Raw genomic sequence first — 18,801 nt, forward strand, 5'->3', positions numbered from 1 at the left:
CGGGACTAAGGTGAGGCCGTTCCGGCAATCCAGTGAAAGCAGGACCGTGGCACCCAAGACCATCGTGATCACCGGCGCGTCCGACGGCGTGGGGGCCGCTGCCGCACGCAGGCTCGCCAGGGACGGACACCACGTAGTACCCGTGGGCCGTTCCCTGGAGAAAACCTCGGCTGTTGCACAGGACATCGGCAGCGAATACTTCACCGCTGACTTCGCCGACCTCGGCCAGGTCCGCAGCCTTGCATCTGACCTGCTGCAGCGCTACTCGCGGATCGACGTGCTGGCCAACAATGCGGGAGCCATCTTCGGCAAGGAGCGGCAGGTCACCGCCGATGGCCATGAAATGACGTTCCAGGTGAACTATCTGGCTCCGTTCCTGCTGACCCGGCTGCTGACCAACCGGCTGCTCGAGTCAAGGGGAACGGTGATCAACACCTCCAGCGCCGCGAACCGCCTGTTCGCCAAACTGGACATCACCGACCTGGAAGGGGAAAAGGACTACACCCCGCAGAAGGCCTACGGGAATTCGAAACTGGAGCAGATCCTCTTCACCGAGGAGTTTGACCGCCGCTACCGCGCTGCAGGGGCAACCTCCACCGCCTTCCATCCGGGAGTCATTGGTTCGAGTTTCTCCAGTGCCGAGGGATCCGCCATGCGCTCGGTTTACCAGGGGATCCTTGGCCGGTTCCTGCAGAGTCCGGAGAAGGGGGCGAAGACGCTGGTGTTCCTCGCTGAAGGCACTCCGGGAGCTGACTACCCAACCGGCAGGTACTTCGTCCGGTCCAAGCCTGCCCGGGCCAACAAACTGGCAGGTGACCACCTGCTGGCGCTGGACCTGTGGAACCGTTCCGTCGCCATGCTGGAATGATAGGCACACGTCTGCTTAGACGTTCAGGAAGTCCTCCAGCAGGCCTGTCTGTTCCTGCCTGGCTGATCGAACGAATAAGGAGCACAACTGCATGCGCACCAGTGCCGGAATCCTGCTCTACCGACGCACCCCGGAGGAAGCCGCCGACGCCGCCGTCGAGGTTTGGATCGCACATATGGGCGGCCCCTTCTGGGCGCGCAAAGAGGATCACGCATGGTCCGTTCCCAAGGGCGAATTCACTGCTCCGGAGCCGCCGCTCACCGCAGCCCTCCGCGAGTTCGCCGAAGAGATGGGCTGGCCGGCGCCCGGGGTCGAGTACGAACTGCTGGGAACCTTCCGGCAGTCCTCAGCGAAGTCGATTACGGTTTTTGCGGCTGCTGCGGATTTCCCCGACCGGGAAATCCGCAGCAACACATTTGTTGTTGAATGGCCTGCCGGCTCCGGTAACCTTCGAGACTTTCCGGAAGTTGACCGCGCCGGCTGGTTCACCGTCGAGGAAGCCAAGACCAAACTGGTCAAAGGCCAGATCCAGGTGCTGGACGCCCTTCTGGCCAGACTGGACTAATGAAGCTGATTCCGGGGCCGGACGGTGATCTCGTTGAGTCCGACGCCCTCCGGCTGCGTGACAGCGAAGGCCACCACTGCGGCGACGTCCTCGGCGGTAATCGAGACCTCGGCGTAGGAGGCTTCGGTCTGTGCCCTGGTCTCCGGGTCCGTGATGTGACCGGGCAGTTCCGTAGCGACCGCGCCGGGCTCGATGACGGTGACGCGCACGTCCGGCAGGAGTTCCTTGCGCAGACAGTCGGAGAATCCGATCAGGCCCCATTTGGTGGCGGCATAGACTGCGTCACCGGGCCGGGAAGTCCGGCCCGCGACGGATGAAATATTGACCAGGTCACCGCTGCGCTCACGCAGCTGGTCCAGGAAGACTTCCGTGGTGGTGATAGCGCCGAGGAGATTGACGTTGACCATGCTCTGGTAATCGGAGTCGAGCTCCGGTCCGAACGGGCCCAGCAGCATCACGCCGGCATTGTTGACCAGCACATCCGTGCCGCCCAGCTCGGCCCGCACCCGCCGGGCAGCCGCCACCAGATCATCGCGGCTGGTAACGTCGGCTTCCACCGCCAGGGCGCCAGGCCCCAGCTCGGAGGCCAGAGCCTGAAGCCGGTCCAGCCGCCTGGCCAGGAGTGCGACCCGATAGCCCGCAGCGTGCAGGGCCCGTGCCGTCGCCGCCCCAATGCCGGATGAAGCGCCGGTGATGACTGCGACCTTTCCCGTTCCATCTTCTCCACTGCCCATGGTGCGGTCCCTCCGGTCAGTCCTGCTTCGGAATCGGTCCGTTCAACGCTAGCTGGAGGCGGCTCTGCCGGACAGGGGTGCCGGAATCCGGACCCGGCTCAGGACTTTTCAACCGTGACCCGAGTGCCCAGAAACCTGCCGTAGCCCGCTGCCGCACGTTCAACCGCATTCCAGTCGCTGATGCCCAACGGCGCGAACGGACTAACGGTGACTGCCGTGCCGGACCGGATTGTCTTCCGGGACCACACTCCGGCGACACGACCGCGAAGCACAAGAGTGGGTTTGAAGACCCCGTTTTTGCCGGGGACGGTCAGCGGAGCATGTTCAGAAGCCAGCGCAGCGGTCCGGCCGGTGTATCCCAGAAGGTACTCATCAAACCCCGGGAGCAGGATGGCGGCTTGAATCCGTGCCGAGTCCGCGCCCTCGATGGGGTGCACAGGCTGCCAGTAGGCCGCTCCGTCGTGTTCCACCTCTTCCACCTCAGCGCCGCAGGCAGCAAGCCCGCGCCGGATAGCGGTCAATGGGAGTTTGGTCCACCAGGCGAGGTCCGCCGTTGTGGCGGGAGACCGGCCGGCCAGGTAGCGCCGCGCCAGCTCGGCCAGGGCCTCATCACCGTCGAGTTTCCTGCGCCGGGGCACCCACTCCTCAAGGAGGACAAACTGCTGCTCGGCGCCGTCGAAGGGGCCCAGGACGGTGGTTCCCGTAATTGAAAGGTGCCACAGGAGGTGGTAGCCCCGCTGCCCGGCGGTCGAGATGCCGGCGGACTCCAAACTTGCCAGGAGGTCCTTGCGGCCGAGTGCGCGGCGCCCGGCCAGCACCTGTTCGACGACGTCCCTGGCCCGTGCCAGGGTCCGCTCGTCGAGTTCAAGTTCTGCATGCCGCCGGGCAGCGGAACGAATTGTCCGCTCGGCTGTCAGCGCCAGGACCCAGTGCACGTCCTCGGCCGCCAGGACGTGCAGGGTGCCGCGGAACGGCCAGGTTCGGACCAGTGTGGCGTCATTGAACGCGTCCCGTACCTCGTCCTGGGTGGCTCCCGTGCGGACGCCCAGTGACCAAAGCACTCCGGGGAGGTCCTGGCCCTGCAGCGCGAAGAGACGCTCGGCAGCGGCCGGCGCGCCGTCGAGCCGGGCCTGCCTGCTCAGCGCGTGGCTGTGGGCGCGGCGGCGAAGCAGCTCCGTGCGCCCAATCGTTTCCATCCGTCCTCCGCGTGCCGGTGCCAGTGCACCGCAAGTCTAGGCCGGACCGTCTCCTACAGGGGCTGGACCCGCTGGCACTCCGCCTCCGGGCCTCAGGTCAAGCAGCCTGGCTTCCACATGATCAAGCGCCAGCCGGACGGCGCCGGTGGCAACCAGCATTTCGCCCAGCTCAGAGACCGCCAGCCGGGGCGGGTCCGGCACATACCGGGCCAGTTCGTCGGTCATGACCGGAAGCAGTGCTGTGGCGGAGGCGGCAACGGCACCGCCGATGACGATGAGGCGGGGATCGAAGAATGTCGAAACCAGCGCCAGGACCCGGGCCATGCGTTTGCCGATCCGTTCCAGGATCTCCGCTGCTGTCTTGTCGCCGGCCGCTGCTGCTTCGAAGACGTAGCGGGCTGAAACACGGTTGGTGTGGGTGCCGACCAGCTGGCGGATCATTCCCTCGTGGCCGGCATCCAGCGCAGCAGTGCCCCAGAGCCGGGCGAGCTTGGCGATGCCGTCCTGGTTGCCAACGCCCTCCACCAGTTCCAGGCCGCCCATGGTTCCGGCACGTCCCAGTGCCCCGTGGACCAGCCGGCCGCATTCAATCACCCCGGTGCCCAGGCGTTCGCCGGCCAGAATCACGGCGAGGTTGCTCTCATCCGCACCGGTTCCGCGCCACCGCTCGGCGAGGGCAGCCAGCTTGGCGTCATTTTCAACGATCACGGGCCAGCCGAAGCCGTTCCCGAATTCCTGAGTCAGCCCAAGGTCGAACATCGGAGCCAGCTCCTGCCCCGGGGCGATGGTGCCCTCGGGGGTGACCTGCGCGGCAATGCCCAGGGCGACGCCCAGGACGCTCTGTTCGGATACACCGGCGTCGGCTAGCGCGGCCTGGGCCGCTGCGATGACTGCGGAGCGTCGGTCGGCCGGAGTGCCTCCGTGGTGCGGGAAGCGCGACTCGGTGCCGCCCACCACGTTCCCGGCCAGGTCGGAGACCACCACGCGGACGGTGGCCAGGCCGACGTCGAGCCCCAGGACAAATCCGGCACTCTCGTTGAACTCGAACCGCCGGGCGGGGCGGCCCTTTTGTCCGCCGAGGCGGGGGGAGGGGGCCTCCCGGGCCCAGCCCCGTGCAATTAGGTCATCGCAGACCGCAATCACCGTGGCGCGGGTCAGTCCGGTGGCCTCGATGAGATCGGTTCCCGTGGCGGAGGGAACAGTGCGCAGCACGTCGAGGACAGAGCGCAGATTGGTGCGGCGCAGCAGCTGTGGAGTGCTGGCGGATACGTCCAAAGTTAGGGCCCCTTTGACGAGTGGCGGGAATAACAGCATAATTGTACTAGTTCATATATTTAGTCTCTAAATCTAATCCTCAAGCCTTCAGGAGGCTCACGTGAGTATTCGAGTCGGAATCAACGGATTTGGCCGCATCGGGCGCAATTTCCTCCGCGCCGCCCTGCACAGCGAGAACGGTTTCCAGGTTGTAGCCGTCAATGACCTGGCAGATCCGGAACAGCTGGCACACCTGCTCAAGTACGACTCGGTTGCCGGCCGCCTCGCTGAAAACGTGCGCGTCGTCGACGGTGACCTCCAGGTGGGCAACCAGACCATCAAGGTCCTGGCCGAGCGCGATCCCGGCAGCCTGCCCTGGCGCGACCTCGGCGTGGACATCGTGATCGAATCCACCGGCCTGTTCACCAAGGCAGCCGACGCCGAGAAGCACATTGCTGCCGGCGCCCGCAAGGTGCTGATCTCCGCCCCGGCCAAGGACGAGGATTTCACTGTGGTGATGGGTGTGAACGACGGCGACTACGATCCCGAGAAGCACAACATCATCTCCAACGCTTCCTGCACCACCAACTGCCTGGCCCCGATGGCAGATGTGCTCAACCGCGAATTCGGCATTGAGCAGGGCCTGATGACCACGATCCACGCCTACACGGCAGACCAGAAGCTGCAGGACTCCCCGCACCGCGACCTGCGCCGTGCCCGTGCCGCGGCCCTGAACGTGATCCCCACGTCAACCGGCGCAGCCAAGGCTATTGGCAAGGTCCTTCCGGATCTGAAGGGCAAGCTGGACGGCTACGCCATGCGCGTTCCGGTCCCCACCGGTTCGGCCACGGACCTGACGGTTACCGTCAGCCGGGAAACCACGGTCGAAGAAGTGAATGAGGCCTTCCGTGCCGCGGCCGCTTCCGACCGCTGGTCCGGCATCCTCACGTTCACCGAGGATCCGATCGTCTCCTCGGACATTGTCGGGGATCCGGCGTCCTGCATCTTTGACTCCGGCCTGACCAAGGTCCAGGGCAACCAGGTCAAGATCGTCGGTTGGTACGACAACGAGTGGGGCTACTCTTCCCGCCTGGTGGATCTCACCGCACTGGTGGCTTCCAAGCTCAGCTAGTTCCGTCCGGGGATCCCTTCTCCCCGCCTAAAGGGGACAACCGGCTCGTTTAAACGCTCAACCGCGCGTTTTCTCCCCTTTCGTTTAAGGTGGGAGAACTTCCGCGCCCGGTCGCTGGAGAGAGCCAGCAGGATCAGCACGTCCAGCGCATAAGCCGGCCGGTCACTCTGCGGGACTTCAGCCGCTTGCCCGGCGAAGAACGCCATTACCTGCAGGACGATGGACACCGAGCTCAGGGACATGGCCGTCAGCCGCGCCCAGTTGGTTCCGCGCAGGATCAGGAAAGCCAGAGTGCCCTCGAAAAGAGAAAAGACCAGCAGGGCGGCGCCGGCCGGAACGTAAACCTCGGCACTGTTGAACAGCTCCCGGTCGCTTCCCGCCAGGTCGGCCACCCACGTGCGTTCCGCCGAACCGGTAAACAGCAGCCCCGCCACGGCCAGCGCCGCCAAGACGCGGAACAGCACAAGCACGGCACCCAACACCACCGGGGCCGGGTGCCGGAGCCGGTGGCGCGCATGCGCGCCGGCCGCAACCGGGGTTGGCCGCAGCCGGGTGAGGTCGATGACGGGCAGGTTGCCGTCCGTTCGGATGCTGTCTCCGCCGCCGTTGCGGGAATGGTAGCCGGAGGAGAAGTCCCGGATCACGGAGACTGATGCGGCCGGGGAGGCGCCCAGCACTGATTGCACCACGTGGTCGCGTTCGCCGTCGATGTCTTCGCTGATCCGGTGGGTGATCTGCAGCGTGAAGTAGGAAAGGCCGACGGCGCGGTCATAGGAGGCAGCGGCCAGCCAGTCCACGGCGATGCCGCCGGGGAGTTTCCAGCCGTCCGGGCATTTCCAGAATCGTATGTGGTGCCGCTTGCCCGGATTCCCGTCCACTTCCTGCTGGTAGGCGAAGTCCTGTTGCCGTTCGAAGAGGAAGAGCGGGGAAACCGGTGCCGCGTCGTAGCTGCGGCGCAGCAGCGTGGCGGTGACGATCCTTCGGCTGCTGGCCAGGTCGACTGGCTCCGCCATGGTCCAGCCGGCCGTCCGCATGGCAGTGTGTACCTGCCCGGTTTCCCCGTTCAGGGCAAGGTTCACCGGATCGCCGAAGAGTCCGTCGCTGGTCCGGGTGCGTCCCATGAAGTAGTCCGGCAGGTAAATCCGGGTCAGGATCCGGTGGATGCGGGGGAGGACGAGGTAGGCAAGTGCAGCCCAGAAGAACACCAGAAACCACCATCGCCGGACATTCAGGCTTTCGTCCAGGAGCAGTGCGGCGAACCAGACGGCTGCTGCCCCGCCGAAGATGAAGAAGGCCCAGTCAACCCCGGCCTCGAGGGAAGCCCGGCGGGTACGTTGTGCTGGCTTATGCACCGATCCCGACCAGGCCAACCATAAGCGGCAGCAGTGCGATGATCAGTGCCGCACCAAGAATGTCGAAGACCAGGCCAGTGCGGATCATCCGGGTGATCGGCACGGCACCGGAGCCGTACACAATGGCGTTCTGCGGGGTGGAGACCGGAAGCATAAACCCGAACGAGGCAGCGAAGGTCGCCGCCAGGGCCGGGACAAACGGGTCCAGGCCCATGGCCGTGCACAGTGGTATGACGATGGGAACCACGACGGCGGCCGAGGCGGTATTGCTGGTGGTCTCCGAAATCAGGATGGCCAGCAGCGTGGAGAAGGCCGTGATGGCGAAGATGCTGGTGATGCCCAGGCTGTTCGACGCTGCTTCGCCAATGGTTTCCGCCAAACCGGTCTCCGCCAGCAGGGCACCGAAGATGATGCCGGTGCCGAAGAGCAGGATGGTTCCCCAGTCAATCTTGGCGGCATCCGTCCACGTCAGGGTCGCTTTCCGTTCCTTCCAGCTGGTGGGCAGGATGAAAAGGAGAGACGCGCCCAGCACCGCCACGATTCCTTCATCCAGGCGGTCGTCCAGGAACGCGTAGACCTCGGAATCCGTGCCGGCCACCAGCGATGCCACTGCCGGGGTCAGCCACAGCACGACGGTTGTTCCGAACGCCACGAGCGTGTTGATTTCGGCCCGGCTCATCTTTCCGTGCTCGGCCTTCTGCTCCCGGATGTACTCCTCCACACCCTCGATCCGGCGCACTTCCGGGCGGTTCAGCAGGAACATGACCAGTGCGAGGATCACGAACATTCCCAGGCAGAGAGGTGCGGCCGCGGCCATCCACTGAGCGAAGGAGATGCGTTCCCCGGTGGCCTCTTCGATCAGGCCCCGGCCAATCAGGTTCGGCGGCGAGCCGACCGGGGTCAGCAGCCCGCCCACGCTCGCTCCGTAGGCCAGCATCAGCATCAGTGCCGCCCCCACGCGCAGCCGCAGCGGGTCGAAGTCAGGTTTGACCTCACCGCGGTCCTGCATCAGCTTGGCGATCACCACCAGGATGCCCAGCGCCGTCGGAAGCAGCATGGCAACGGTGGCCGTGTTGGACACGAACGCCGACAGCAGACAGGTAATCGCACCGAACGCGATGATCACCCGGTATGTTGAACGCCCGACGCCGGGCAGCGAAAGCACCGCGAAGGCCAGGCGCTGCGCCAGGCCGTGCTTGAGCATCGCCTGTGCCAGGATAAACGCGCCGATGAAGGTAAAGATGGTGGTTGAACCGAACGGTGCCAGCACCGCCGTCGAGGGCGCCACGCCCAAAATGACGACGGCGGCAACTCCGATCAGTCCGCCAATGGGAATCGGCACCGGCTCGCAGATCCACAGGACTATGACTCCGAGCAGGATGGCTGCCAGCAGCTGCTGCGTGGAGTCCATGTCAGACGGCCAGAGGGCAAAGATGATGGTCACCGCCGGGGCAAGTAAAAACCCGATGGTCTGCCGGGCCCGTTCGAACCGCTCTTCGCGCGGCGACAGCGTCTGTTCACTCAGGGTCCGGAAGGTGCGGCCGCCGAGCAGTGCCGCTTCGACGTCGGTGCGGGCCGGGGGCTGCCCGCCGCCTGTCCGCGAGGGAGAGAGATCCTGGGACATCCTTGCCTCCATGGCCGGCGGGGGTGATGTGCAGCCAAAGGTAGTTCCGTCCCCGTCCGGGCCGGAAGGGCAGCGCGCCGCATCCCGGCATGGAGATGGGAACTTCTCTGCTGGAACGCTGATTCGATTAGGCTCCCGGGTCCAGGGGATGGGCATCGCGCGTGGGTGTGCGGATGAAGGGAGAGTGCAGATGGAACGCAGATTTCGGATAGCAGTGATTCCGGGTGACGGAATTGGAGCCGAGGTGATCGCCGCCGGGCAGCAGGTGTTGGAAGCAATGGCCAACGGTTCGCGCGGCTACGGATTTGAGTGGATCCATTACCCGTGGGGCAGTGCGTACTATGCCGAGCATGGGGTGATGATGGATCCCAAGGGGCTGGAAATGCTGCAGGAATCGGACGCCATCTACTTCGGGGCAGTGGGCTGGGAAAACGTTCCGGACCACACCAGCCTCTGGGGCCTGCGCCTGAACATCACCCAGAACTTCGACCAGTGGGCGAACATCCGTCCGGTGAAGTTCCTGCCCGGCATCGAATCACCGCTGCGCATGGACACCTCGGCGCTGGACTGGATTGTGGTGCGGGAGAACTCCGAGGGGGAGTACGCCGGGCTGGGCGGACGCAACCTTTCCGGCCGCGGACCCGGCAATGAGGTGGCGGTCCAGACAGCTCTCTTTACTGAAACCGGCTGCGAGCGGATCATCCGGTTCGCCTTTGACCTGGCACTGACCCGCGACGTTCCGAAAGTCTCCTCTGTGACCAAATCGAACGCACAGTAGTACGGCATGGTGCTCTGGGATGAAGTGTTCCGACGGGTCGCCGCCGATTATCCGGAGGTCGAAACCGAGAGTGTGCTCGTCGATGCCATGAGCGCCCGGTTTGTGCTGGCTCCGCAGAGCCTGTCCGTGGTGGTCGCCTCGAACCTGTTCGCGGATATCCTCTCCGACCTGGGCTCAGCACTGGCCGGCAGTCTGGGCCTGGCCGCCAGTGCCAACCTGAACCCGGAGCGCCGGTTTCCGTCCATGTTCGAACCGGTCCACGGATCCGCCCCGGACATCGCCGGACGCGGCATCAGCAATCCGGTCGGGGCGATTGCCAGCGCCGCCCTGATGCTGGACCACCTGGGGCTTCCCGGTGAGGCCCGCAGGCTGGAGGCAGCGATCGGGGCCGTGGCGGCGTCGGGCGTTAAGACACGCGACGTCGGCGGCACGGCCGGCACGCAGGAAATCACCGACGCCGTGATCGCTGCCCTGGGGGAGTGAGTCAGCGGATGCTCTCGTACGCGTCCAGCGCGTGCCGGCGGGATTCCTTCAGGTCCACCAGCGGCTCGGGATATGCGGGGGTCAGGGCGTCGGGCACCCAGCGGGAAATGTAGGCGCTGTCGGGATCAAAGCGCTTCGCCTGCGTCGCGGGGTTGAAGATCCGGAAGAACGGCGCCGCGTCCGCACCGGATCCTGCGACCCACTGCCAGTTGGCCGGGTTGCTCGCGGGATCTGCGTCCACGAGGGTTTCCCAGAACCATTCCTCACCCACCCGCCAGTGGATGCCCAGGTTCTTGATCAGGAAGCTAGCGGTGACCATCCGCACCCGGTTGTGCATCCAGCCCATGTGCCAAAGCTGGCGCTGGCCGGCGTCGACCAGGGGAATTCCGGTCAGCCCGGCCTTCCACGCGTCCAGCGGGTCCAGGTCATCCGGCCGGGATTCCGACGGCGATTGCTCCGTTTTTACGCTGCGCAGCACGGGCGGGGTTTGCCCGGCGCCTTCGGGGTACACCCAGGGAAAGCCGTCGAAGGCGGGCCGCAGGTTTTGGGTGGCCAGGTCCGGGTTATGGAAAAGCTGGTGCCAGCAGAACTCACGCCAGCCGATTTCGGTGCCGAACACGTCCGGCCCCGGTCCCTTTCCGCGGACCCGCGCCAGCGCATGCCAGACCTGGAACGGGCTCACATGCCCCCACCTCAGATAGGGGGAGAGCCTGCTGGTTCCCGGTTTCGCCGGACGGTCGCGGCCGTCGTCGTAATCCTGGACCGGTCCGGCCAGAAAGTCCTCAAGCGCACTCAGTCCGGCCGCTTCGCCCGGGGTCCAGGCTTCGGCCAGACCAGCGGACCAGTCCGGATTGGCCGGCAGGAGGTGCCAGTCCGCCAGGTTCTCCCCGGCGGGCACGCTCTTGGGCGGGCTTGTTTTCTCCGGCGCCTCCAGCGGCGCCCGGAAATCCATGGCGGATACCGTGCGCCAGAACGGGGTGAAAACACGGTACGGGCCGCCCCCGCCGGTGCGGACCGTCCACGGCTCATGCAGCAGCGACGCCTGGAAACTCTCGGCATGGACGCTTTTCTCCGCCGCCCATTCCTTGACCGCCGTGTCCACCTCACGCTCCGGACCCCCGTAGCGCCGGTTCCAGAAGATGTGTTCAGCACCGGTCTCCCGGACGAACTCAGCAACGGTGCCGGCCGCAGCACCCTGCATGAGTACCAGGGGAATCCCCAGTGCCTCAAGGTCCTGCCGCAGGGACACCAGAGCGTGATGGAGCCACCATTTCGCGGCGGAGCCGAGCGGGCGGATCCCCGGTGATTCCCCGTCCAGGACGTAGAGAGCGACGGCGCTGCCTTCGTGGGCAGCGGCCAGCAGGGCTGGATTATCCGCAGTGCGCAGGTCGTCGCGGAGCCAGGCGATGGAGACCACGGGCGGGGTCCTTTCCTCGGGCGCGGGGTATTACGACACTACCCGCGCCTGGCCGCTGCGTCCCCGGGACGCCAACCCCTAGGGCCGTGCCGGCAGCATGATTCCCTCGAAGAACTCCGCCAGCTCAGCGTGGGAGTTCAGTCCCAGTACGTGAGCGACGTACTGGTCCGGACGAACCACCACCAGCGCGCCGGCGGCCCGGTCGATGCCCCGTTCATCGAAGATGTCAGGTGCCTTCGGGTCCGGCGCGAACACCTTCTCGTAGTCGGTCAGCCCAAACGGTCCCTTCCGCGGCAGCAGGAAGGCGGGCAGGTCGGCGACGCTGAAGAACCGGTGGCCCTGCTGATAGACGCCGCGGATGTCGAAGACGGCGTCCGGATCGGCACCCTCCGGGGTGTACCGCAGCACGGGGGACGCCGGATCGCTTTCCAGGAACCGGAGAAATGCCGCCATAGCTGATTCGGCATCCGAGGGCCCTGCGGCGTCTGCAAAGGCGTACAGGCGCCAGCGTCCGTCGGCTTGGGCCTGGTGGCCAAGTTCCACCGGCTTGGCATCGGCCAGGCGGACGACCGGAGCCGAGTGGAAGCGCTCACCCACAGGGAATCCCTTGGCCAGGTGCTGGTGCGCAGCGCTGCCGGTAATCATATTCTCGGCGTATTCGGTGGCGAAACCGGCTGTAAACCTGCCCCCCTGCGTAAACACCGCCTGGCGCTCTGCGGCATCCATCCCTCCGGCGTCCGGGTTGGCGGGATCCTTTGGCTTGGCTGCCATTGCGGAGGACCACAGCAGGTCAAAGTCGATCAGCTGCTGGGCGATCACCTGCCGTTCAGCGGTATAGGTGTCCAGCAGCGACGCGGGGCTGCGGCCTTCCAATACGGCACCGAGTTTCCAGCCCAGGTTAAAGCCGTCCTGCATCGAGACATTCATGCCCTGGCCGGCCTTGGCAGAGTGGGTATGGCAGGCGTCGCCGGCAATGAAGACGCGCGGGGAGCGGCTGCCGCGTTCAGCGGGCAGGACGTCGTCGAACCGGTCAGCCAGGCGCTGGCCCACCTCATAGACCGACCACCAGACGATGTCCTGGACCTCGAGGGTGTAGGGGTCCAGGATTTTCCGCGCTGCGTCGATGATGGCTTCCGGCGTAAAGCGGTCGCGCGCACCGCGGTCAGCGGGGTCAACGTCCCCCAGATCAACGTAGAACCGGACGAGGTACCCGCCCTCTCGCGGAATGATGAGGATGCTGCCGCCTGTTGCGGACTGGATAGCCGACTTGAGCCGGATATCCGGGAAGTCAGTGACAGCGAGGACGTCCATGACCCCCCAGGCATGGTTCCGGGCGTCGCCGTGGAGCTGGATGCCGAGGGACTTGCGAACAGCCGAGCGGGCGCCGTCGCAGCCAACCACATACTTGGCGCGCACCGTCACTTCCTCACCGGCGTCCGGTCCCTCGGTGCGGCGCAGCGTCACGGTGACGGGATACTCGCCCTCGTCCCCGACGACGACGCCAGTGGCTTCCAGCCCGTAGTCCGGTTCCAGGCGTGCGGGGGAGTTGCGCATGTGTTCGAGCAGGTAGGCCTGCATCCGGGCCTGGTTAACGATGACGTGGGGGTATTCGGAGAGCCCGTCGGCGACGTCCTGGACCCTGCCCGTGCGCTCGATTCCGGTTCCGGCAGCTGCCGGCCCCCAGAATGTCGTCTCATTGACCCAGTACGCTTCCCGGACCAGCTTGTCCGCTAGGCCGAAGGCCTCGAACATTTCCACGGTCCGGCAGGCGACGCCGTCGGCCTGGCCCTTCGCCAACGGGCCTTCCCGGCGTTCGACGACGCGTGTGGTGATGCCGGAGAACTCGGCGAGCTGGGCTGCAAGGACCACACCCGCCGGTCCGGTTCCCACCACAAGCACGTCGACTTCTTCGGGCAGTGGGCCCTGCCCGTTTTCTCGGCCGGGGGCGGGTGGGCGGACATCGGGGTCGCCGGGACGGTAGCCGTCGGAATAGAACTGCACTTTTGCTCCTGCGGTTGGCGGACCCGCTGCGGGGACCGGAAATGTTGCTGGCGCCGCGGGGCGCCCCGGCCAACATTAGTGACGCAGGGAACACGTGGGGTAAAGGATTCTGCGCAGCAGAATGTTACTAGGCGCCGGGGACCAGTCCTGCCGTGTCGAGGCTGCGCGCCAGCGCCTTGGCCGCGGTCCTGAGTGATTTGAGCGTGGCCGCATCCCGGATTCGTTCGGCGCGGTCCAGGGGAGCGCTGACCGAGATGCCCAGCGATGCCTGGTGCCGCTGGGATGCAGAGACGGGAACCCCGACGGCGGCAAGTCCCGCCTCCGTGCCTCCCATGTTTACGGCGTAGCCGAGTCTGCGGACCTCCTGAAGTTCGGACAGCAGTTCCGGCAGCCGGACGGCACCCGATGTCCCGGGCTGTGGCTGGCGGGTGTAGAGGTGGCCGACGGCGGAGTCGGCCAGGGTGGACAGGATCGCTTTCCCGGCCGAGGACAAATGGGCCGGAAGGACTGTTCCCGCACGGTTCCCGACCCGGAGCAGTTGCGGTCCCTCTGCGCTGAAGAGGTATCTGGCGGTAGTGCCAACGCGTTCCACGAGGTTGACCGTTTCCTGGATGTCGAGGGCCAGTTCTTCAAGGTGCGGACGAGCGGCGGCGATGAGTGCGCGGCCGGGTCCGGCTGCTGTCCCGCTGCGCAGGGCCGGGCCGGCGCAGTACCGCCGCTGGTCGTCCTGGAGGGCGAATCCCCGGTAGACCAGCGTGGACATTAGTCGGTGGGCGGTGGACGGGGCTACGTCGAGGGCACGGGCTGCGTCGGCGATCCGGAGCCAGCTGTTCTCCTGCAGCAACAGGATCAGCTGCAGTGCGCGGTCCACCGAGTCGACGGCATAACCGGGCTTCTTGACGATTCGAATGTTCTGCACAGCAGAATCCTAGTGCGGCACTGTGTTTTTCCGCACGAAAGTAGTTGTCTAAGGCAACCACTTGTATAGTTGACTTAAATCAACTATCAGCAGGAGTCCGATGCCCGCCGCAGCTAAAACCGCCGCCATCCCGCCCAAGAAGCCCGGAAAGGCCAAATCGCCCAGAAGGACGGTTTCGCCCGATGGAACCATGACTCACCGCCAGGTGCTGGAGTCCCTGTCCGGGCTGCTTCTGGGCATGTTCGTTTCCATCCTCGCGGGCACCGTGGTGTCCACCTCGCTGCCGCTGATCATCTCGGACCTCGACGGCGACCAGTCCGCCTACACCTGGGTGGTCACCGGAACACTGCTCGCGACGACAGTTTCGACGCCGCTGTGGGGCAAGTTTGCGGACCTGTTTAACCGGAAGCTGCTCATCCAGCTTGCGCTGGGCATCTTTGTACTCGGTTCTGCACTGGCCGGTTTCTCCCAGGACACCGGCACGCTCATCATCTTCCGGGTGCTCCAGGGCCTGGGCGCCGGCGGCCTCGCCGCGCTGAGCCAGATCATCATGGCGGACATCATCAGCCCCCGTGACCGCGGCAAGTACGCCGGCCTGTTCGGTGCCGTGATGGCTGTCGGTACTGTCGGCGGACCGCTGCTCGGCGGCGTCGTCACTGATGCCTTCGGCTGGCGCTGGAACTTCTTTATCGCCCTTCCCGTGGCGATCGCCGCCATCATCCTGCTGCAGCTCACCCTGCACCTGCCCCAGCACGCCAAGCGCAAGGTCCACATCGACTACCTCGGTGCAGTCCTGATCGCCGGCGGCGTATCGCTGCTGATGATCTGGGTGACCCTTGCCGGCAACCAGTTTGGCTGGGCATCCCTGGCGTCCTTCCTGATGGTCGCCGGCTCCGCGGTCCTGCTGATCGCGGCCGTACTGGTGGAGTTCAAGTCCCCGGAACCGATCATCCCGCTGTCCATGTTCAAGAACCGCACGTTCACGCTTGCCGTGGTGGCCAGCATCTCCGTGGGCGTTTCAATGTTCGGCACCTCGGTGTTCCTGGCCCAGTACATGCAGCTGGCCCGCGGTGCCACGCCCACTCAGTCCGGCCTCCTGACGATCCCCATGATGGCCGGCCTTCTTATCGCCTCCACCCTGTTTGGCGGTGTCATCAGCCGGACGGGCAAGTGGAAGGCCATCATGGTTTCCGGCGGGGTCCTCACCGTCCTCGGAACGATCCTGCTGGGCACCCTTACCTACGAAACCAGCCTGATGCTGGTGGGCGTCTACATGGCAGTGCTCGGTGCAGGCCTGGGCATGCTGATGCAGAACCTGGTGCTGGTGGTACAGAACTCCATCGAGGTGAAGAACCTGGGCGTCGCAACCAGCGCCGTGACCTTCTTCCGCAGCCTCGGCGGCACCGTGGGCGTGTCGGTGCTCGGTTCGGTGCTGGGCACCATCGTGTCCACCCACATCAAGGACGGCATCAGCGCCCTGGCTCCTGCGGACCAGGCTGCCGCAGCCGTCGCCCTTGGCAGCGGCACTATTCCCAAGATCTCCGAACTGCCCGCTGCCATCGCCGCCCTCGTGGAAAGCGCCTACGGAGTCGGCGTCGGACACGTGTTTATGTACAGCGTGCCCCTGGCCGTCGTGACCCTGATCGCCGTGATCTTCCTGCCGAACGCCAAACTGGGCCGCCAGAACGCCGTTCAGCTCAAGAAGGCTGCTGCTGCCAAGGCAGCCGCCGGAGGACCCGCCGCTGCGGAGGTGGAGTCAGCCGAACATGCTCTCTCTGCTGCCGCTACGGGATCTGTTGGCCTGGTTGACCCGTCCTCACCGGCCGGGCAGCCGGGCGGGGAACGCGCTGGAAAGTGACTTCCCAGGAGCTCTCCCGTGAGCAGGCGCAGCGCGAGGTTGAATCAAACCTGCGCCTGCTCACCGAGGTTGTTAGGGCGAGGATGCGTGAGGCGGCCCGGTCTGTGGATCCGGCCCTGTCCCTGTTCGGACTGAAAGTGCTCCAGCTGCTCAAGCGGTCCGGGCCGCTGCACTCAGGTGCAGTGGCTGAACTGCTCATGGCGGACAAAAGCGTCATCAGCCGGCAGTCGCGTCAGCTGGAGGCACTGGGACTGATCGAGGTCCAGCCTGATCCTGCCGACGGGCGGGCCCGGGTACTGGTGCTGACCCCGGCCGCGAGTGAGCGGGTCACGGCAGTGCAGACCGGGATCATGCTCGACGAGTCCGTGCTGGGCTCCTGGTCCACCGAGGACCTGCACCGGTTTGCCGGTTATCTTGCCCGGCTCAGCGGCGGACGTCCAGGACCCAGTGACTCCGTGCCCCGGCAGGATGCGCAGAGCCCGACGCCGGCGCCCTCGCCCCGGGCGCCGGCTTCGGACCGCCGTGCGGCCAGCCGGGCGAAGGGCCCGTTCGCGGCAGCCAGTTCGGCGGGAGTGCCGCGTTCCACAATCTGCCCGGCGTCCAGCACCACCACTTGGTCAGCGTTCTGCACTGTGGAGAGCCGGTGAGCAATGGTGAGCGTGGTCCGTCCGGCAGAGAGTCTTTCCAGTGCCAGCTGAACCTGGGCTTCAGTGGTGTTGTCCAGGGCTGAAGTGGCTTCGTCCAGCACCAGGACCGGGGGATTGCGCAGAATGGTCCGCGCGATCGCGAGCCGCTGCTGCTCACCGCCGGAGAAGCGGTGTCCGCGGGCTCCGACCAGCGTGTCCAAGCCTTCGGGGAGTGCGCCGATGGCGTCAGCAATTTGGGCTGCCGCCAGTGCCTGCAGCAGTTCCTCGTCTGAGGCATCAGGTTTGGCAAGCAGCAGGTTCTCCCGCACCGAGGCATGGATCAGGTAGGTCTCCTGGGAGACCACCCCCACAATTCGGGACAGGTCCGCCGGCTCCAGCTGAGCCACATTCACGCCGTCGATGGTGACCCGCCCGTGGCTGGGATCATTCAGCCGCGGAACCAGCGAGGCAAGCGTGGACTTGCCGGAACCGGTCGCTCCCACCACGGCGGTGGTTGTTCCCGGTGCCAGCGTCAGGTGAACGCCGCGCAGAACCGGGGCGCCGCCGTCGTACGCAAACTCCACGTCCTCAAAGCGGACCTCGCCGCGCACCCGCTCTGGATCCAGCCGCACAGGATGCTTTGGGGCCTTTAGCTGCGGCTCAAGGTCGAGATACTCAAAGATCCGGCTGAAGAAGGCCAGGGCTGTGACCCACTGGACGCCGATGTCCAGCAGGCCCATCACGGGCCGGAAGACCGCGGCCTGCAGGCCGGTGAAGGCGACCAGCGTTCCGATCGTCATGCCCCCGCTGGTGGCGGGGAAGCCTGCGGCCAGATAAATCACGGCGGGAATCGCAGCGAAAACCACCTGCATCGTGGCCATGCGCCAGCGTCCGGCCAGCTGGCTGCGCAGTTCCAGTCCCACCAGGTTTTCCGAGCGGGCGGTGAAGCGTTCGGCGTCGCGCGGGATGGTGCCCAGCGTCTTGGCGAGGCGGACGCCGGAGACGGACAGTCCCTCTTCGACCTGGGTGTGCAGGGCAGCCAGTTCACGCTGGCGTTCGTCGGTGACCGTGCGCCGCAGCTTCGCGACCTTCCGGGAGAGCCAGATGGCGGGCGGCAGGACAACCAGGGAAATCAGGCTGAGCCCGGGGGAGAGGGCGACCATGGCAGCGGCCGTGGCGACCGTGGCGGTGAGGTTCGCTGCCACGCCTGTCGCCGTCGTGGTGACCACGGACTGCATGCCGGAGATGTCGTGTGTGAGCCGGGACTGGACTTCGCCGCCCCGGGTGCGGGTGAAGAAACCCAGCGACTGCGCCTGCAGGTGGGTAAAGAGCTTCACCCTCAGGGTGTGCATCACGCGCTGGCCCATTTTGGTGGCCAGCCAGGTCTGCACGACGCCGATCGCGCTCGTCACGGCGGCGACGCCCACCATGGACGCCGTGAGGAAGACCAGCAGCCGGAGGTTCTGGTTGGGCAGGGCGTCATCGATGACTGCTCGGACCAGGAACGGCTGGGCAAGGTTGACCACGGACGCTGCGGAAATCAGGGCGATAACGACGGCGATGGTCCGCTTGTGCGGAGCGAACAGTGCGGCGATGCGGCGCAGGCTGACCGGATGGCGCTTGAGCTGTTTCTTATCTGCCGGGTTCAGTCGGGCAGGTCCGCGTCCGCCGCCGCCTCCTCCGGGGCCTCCCGGTCCGGAGGTGCCGGGCACTGCTCCGGGTTCGTCGGGCATTCCGCCGCCTGGGCGTTCGCGGGTGTTGTGTAGGGCCAAAAGGTTCCTCCTTGTGCTTTTCCGGGCGCCGCGGCGGTGGCTCGTTCGACCGGATATGTAGAGGTTACCTCATTATGTGGTTTATGGGTACATGTGAGCTGTTTGTCACAGAAGGCGAAAGCCGCGTGCCGGCCCGTAGTTTGAACGGCATGACGATTTCCCTGCGCCGTGCGGACTTTGCTGATCCGCGTCTGTCCGCTTTCCTACAGGCCCACCTTGACG

The 18,801-nt window shown here is 65.9% G+C and carries 13 protein-coding genes and 2 pseudogenes; 6 read left to right on the forward strand and 9 right to left on the reverse strand.

The window, feature by feature from the left end:
• The first annotated feature begins 46 nt into the window (after positions 1-46).
• Both TVC13_RS00905 and TVC13_RS00910 read left to right on the forward strand, forming a co-directional pair.
• A complete protein-coding gene (locus TVC13_RS00905; RefSeq protein ID WP_422399357.1) occupies positions 47-868 on the forward strand; it encodes an SDR family NAD(P)-dependent oxidoreductase in 822 nt (273 codons plus the stop codon).
• A gap of 91 nt (positions 869-959) precedes the next feature.
• Positions 960-1,433, forward strand: coding sequence for an NUDIX domain-containing protein (locus TVC13_RS00910; RefSeq protein ID WP_422399358.1), 474 nt, complete (start codon positions 960-962; stop codon positions 1,431-1,433).
• Here TVC13_RS00910 and TVC13_RS00915 read toward each other — a convergent pair.
• The 3 genes from TVC13_RS00915 to TVC13_RS00925 form a co-directional block, all read right to left on the reverse strand.
• A complete protein-coding gene (locus TVC13_RS00915) occupies positions 1,430-2,167 on the reverse strand; it encodes an SDR family oxidoreductase (protein WP_422399359.1) in 738 nt (245 codons plus the stop codon). The two genes, TVC13_RS00910 and TVC13_RS00915, sit on opposite strands and share 4 nt — an antisense overlap.
• 98 nt (positions 2,168-2,265) lie before the next feature.
• Positions 2,266-3,363 carry a winged helix DNA-binding domain-containing protein gene (locus tag TVC13_RS00920; protein WP_422399360.1) on the reverse strand — a complete coding sequence of 366 codons (1,098 nt, stop codon included), beginning with the start codon at positions 3,361-3,363 and terminating at the stop codon, positions 2,266-2,268.
• Positions 3,364-3,399: 36 nt separating this feature from the next.
• Positions 3,400-4,638: an ROK family protein gene (locus tag TVC13_RS00925; RefSeq protein WP_422399361.1), complete on the reverse strand. Its 1,239-nt coding sequence runs from the start codon at positions 4,636-4,638 to the stop codon at positions 3,400-3,402.
• A 100-nt stretch (positions 4,639-4,738) separates the two neighbouring features.
• Here TVC13_RS00925 and gap point away from each other — a divergent pair, with 100 nt between their 5' ends.
• Positions 4,739-5,749, forward strand: a complete 1,011-nt coding sequence (gene gap / locus TVC13_RS00930; RefSeq protein WP_422399362.1) for a type I glyceraldehyde-3-phosphate dehydrogenase — start codon at positions 4,739-4,741, stop codon at positions 5,747-5,749.
• Here gap and TVC13_RS00935 read toward each other — a convergent pair.
• Entirely contained in the window at positions 5,746-7,101 is a 1,356-nt protein-coding gene (locus tag TVC13_RS00935; RefSeq protein WP_422399363.1) for an LssY C-terminal domain-containing protein, read from the reverse strand. The genes gap and TVC13_RS00935 overlap by 4 nt on opposite strands.
• Positions 7,094-8,725 (reverse strand): SLC13 family permease, encoded by a 1,632-nt coding sequence (locus TVC13_RS00940; RefSeq protein WP_422399364.1) that lies wholly within the window; start codon positions 8,723-8,725, stop codon positions 7,094-7,096. The genes TVC13_RS00935 and TVC13_RS00940 overlap by 8 nt, the downstream gene beginning before the upstream one ends.
• Before the next feature lie 190 nt (positions 8,726-8,915).
• Here TVC13_RS00940 and TVC13_RS00945 point away from each other — a divergent pair.
• Positions 8,916-9,986, forward strand: a pseudogene (locus tag TVC13_RS00945) (tartrate dehydrogenase).
• 1 nt (position 9,987) lies between these two features.
• Here the strand turns inward: TVC13_RS00945 and TVC13_RS00950 are convergent.
• From TVC13_RS00950 to TVC13_RS00960, 3 genes are all read right to left on the reverse strand, one after another.
• Positions 9,988-11,403 carry a cryptochrome/photolyase family protein gene (locus TVC13_RS00950; protein WP_422399365.1) on the reverse strand — a complete coding sequence of 472 codons (1,416 nt, stop codon included), beginning with the start codon at positions 11,401-11,403 and terminating at the stop codon, positions 9,988-9,990.
• 78 nt (positions 11,404-11,481) lie between these two features.
• The gene (locus tag TVC13_RS00955) at positions 11,482-13,404 is read right to left on the reverse strand and encodes an FAD-binding monooxygenase (protein WP_422399366.1); all 1,923 of its coding nucleotides are present in this window, start codon (positions 13,402-13,404) and stop codon (positions 11,482-11,484) included.
• 127 nt (positions 13,405-13,531) lie between these two features.
• Positions 13,532-14,323 carry an IclR family transcriptional regulator gene (locus tag TVC13_RS00960; protein WP_422399367.1) on the reverse strand — a complete coding sequence of 264 codons (792 nt, stop codon included), beginning with the start codon at positions 14,321-14,323 and terminating at the stop codon, positions 13,532-13,534.
• A gap of 190 nt (positions 14,324-14,513) precedes the next feature.
• Here TVC13_RS00960 and TVC13_RS00965 point away from each other — a divergent pair, with 190 nt between their 5' ends.
• Both TVC13_RS00965 and TVC13_RS00970 read left to right on the forward strand, forming a co-directional pair.
• Positions 14,514-16,181 carry an MFS transporter gene (locus TVC13_RS00965; protein ID WP_422399368.1) on the forward strand — a complete coding sequence of 556 codons (1,668 nt, stop codon included), beginning with the start codon at positions 14,514-14,516 and terminating at the stop codon, positions 16,179-16,181.
• 83 nt (positions 16,182-16,264) lie between these two features.
• Positions 16,265-16,459, forward strand: a pseudogene (locus tag TVC13_RS00970) (MarR family transcriptional regulator); the annotation flags it as partial.
• Between the two features lie 131 nt (positions 16,460-16,590).
• Here the strand turns inward: TVC13_RS00970 and TVC13_RS00975 are convergent.
• Complete coding sequence (locus tag TVC13_RS00975) at positions 16,591-18,540, reverse strand: ABC transporter ATP-binding protein (RefSeq protein WP_422399393.1); 1,950 nt, start codon at positions 18,538-18,540, stop codon at positions 16,591-16,593.
• Positions 18,541-18,801 lie beyond the last annotated feature (261 nt).

The organism is Arthrobacter sp. 3Tela_A, from assembly GCF_049311025.1.
In the GTDB taxonomy this organism is placed as follows: Bacteria; Actinomycetota; Actinomycetes; order Actinomycetales; family Micrococcaceae; genus Arthrobacter_B.

What these genes read in the sequence shown, in the direction of transcription:
- TVC13_RS00910 (WP_422399358.1), top strand. Translation starts at nt 960, where the DNA reads ATGCGCACCAGTGCCGGAATCCTGCTCTACCGACGCACCCCGGAGGAA.
- TVC13_RS00915 (WP_422399359.1), bottom strand. Translation starts at nt 2,167, where the DNA reads ATGGGCAGTGGAGAAGATGGAACGGGAAAGGTCGCAGTCATCACCGGC.
- TVC13_RS00920 (WP_422399360.1), bottom strand. Translation starts at nt 3,363, where the DNA reads ATGGAAACGATTGGGCGCACGGAGCTGCTTCGCCGCCGCGCCCACAGC.
- TVC13_RS00940 (WP_422399364.1), bottom strand. Translation starts at nt 8,725, where the DNA reads ATGTCCCAGGATCTCTCTCCCTCGCGGACAGGCGGCGGGCAGCCCCCG.
- TVC13_RS00965 (WP_422399368.1), top strand. Translation starts at nt 14,514, where the DNA reads ATGACTCACCGCCAGGTGCTGGAGTCCCTGTCCGGGCTGCTTCTGGGC.
- TVC13_RS00975 (WP_422399393.1), bottom strand. Translation starts at nt 18,540, where the DNA reads ATGCCCGACGAACCCGGAGCAGTGCCCGGCACCTCCGGACCGGGAGGC.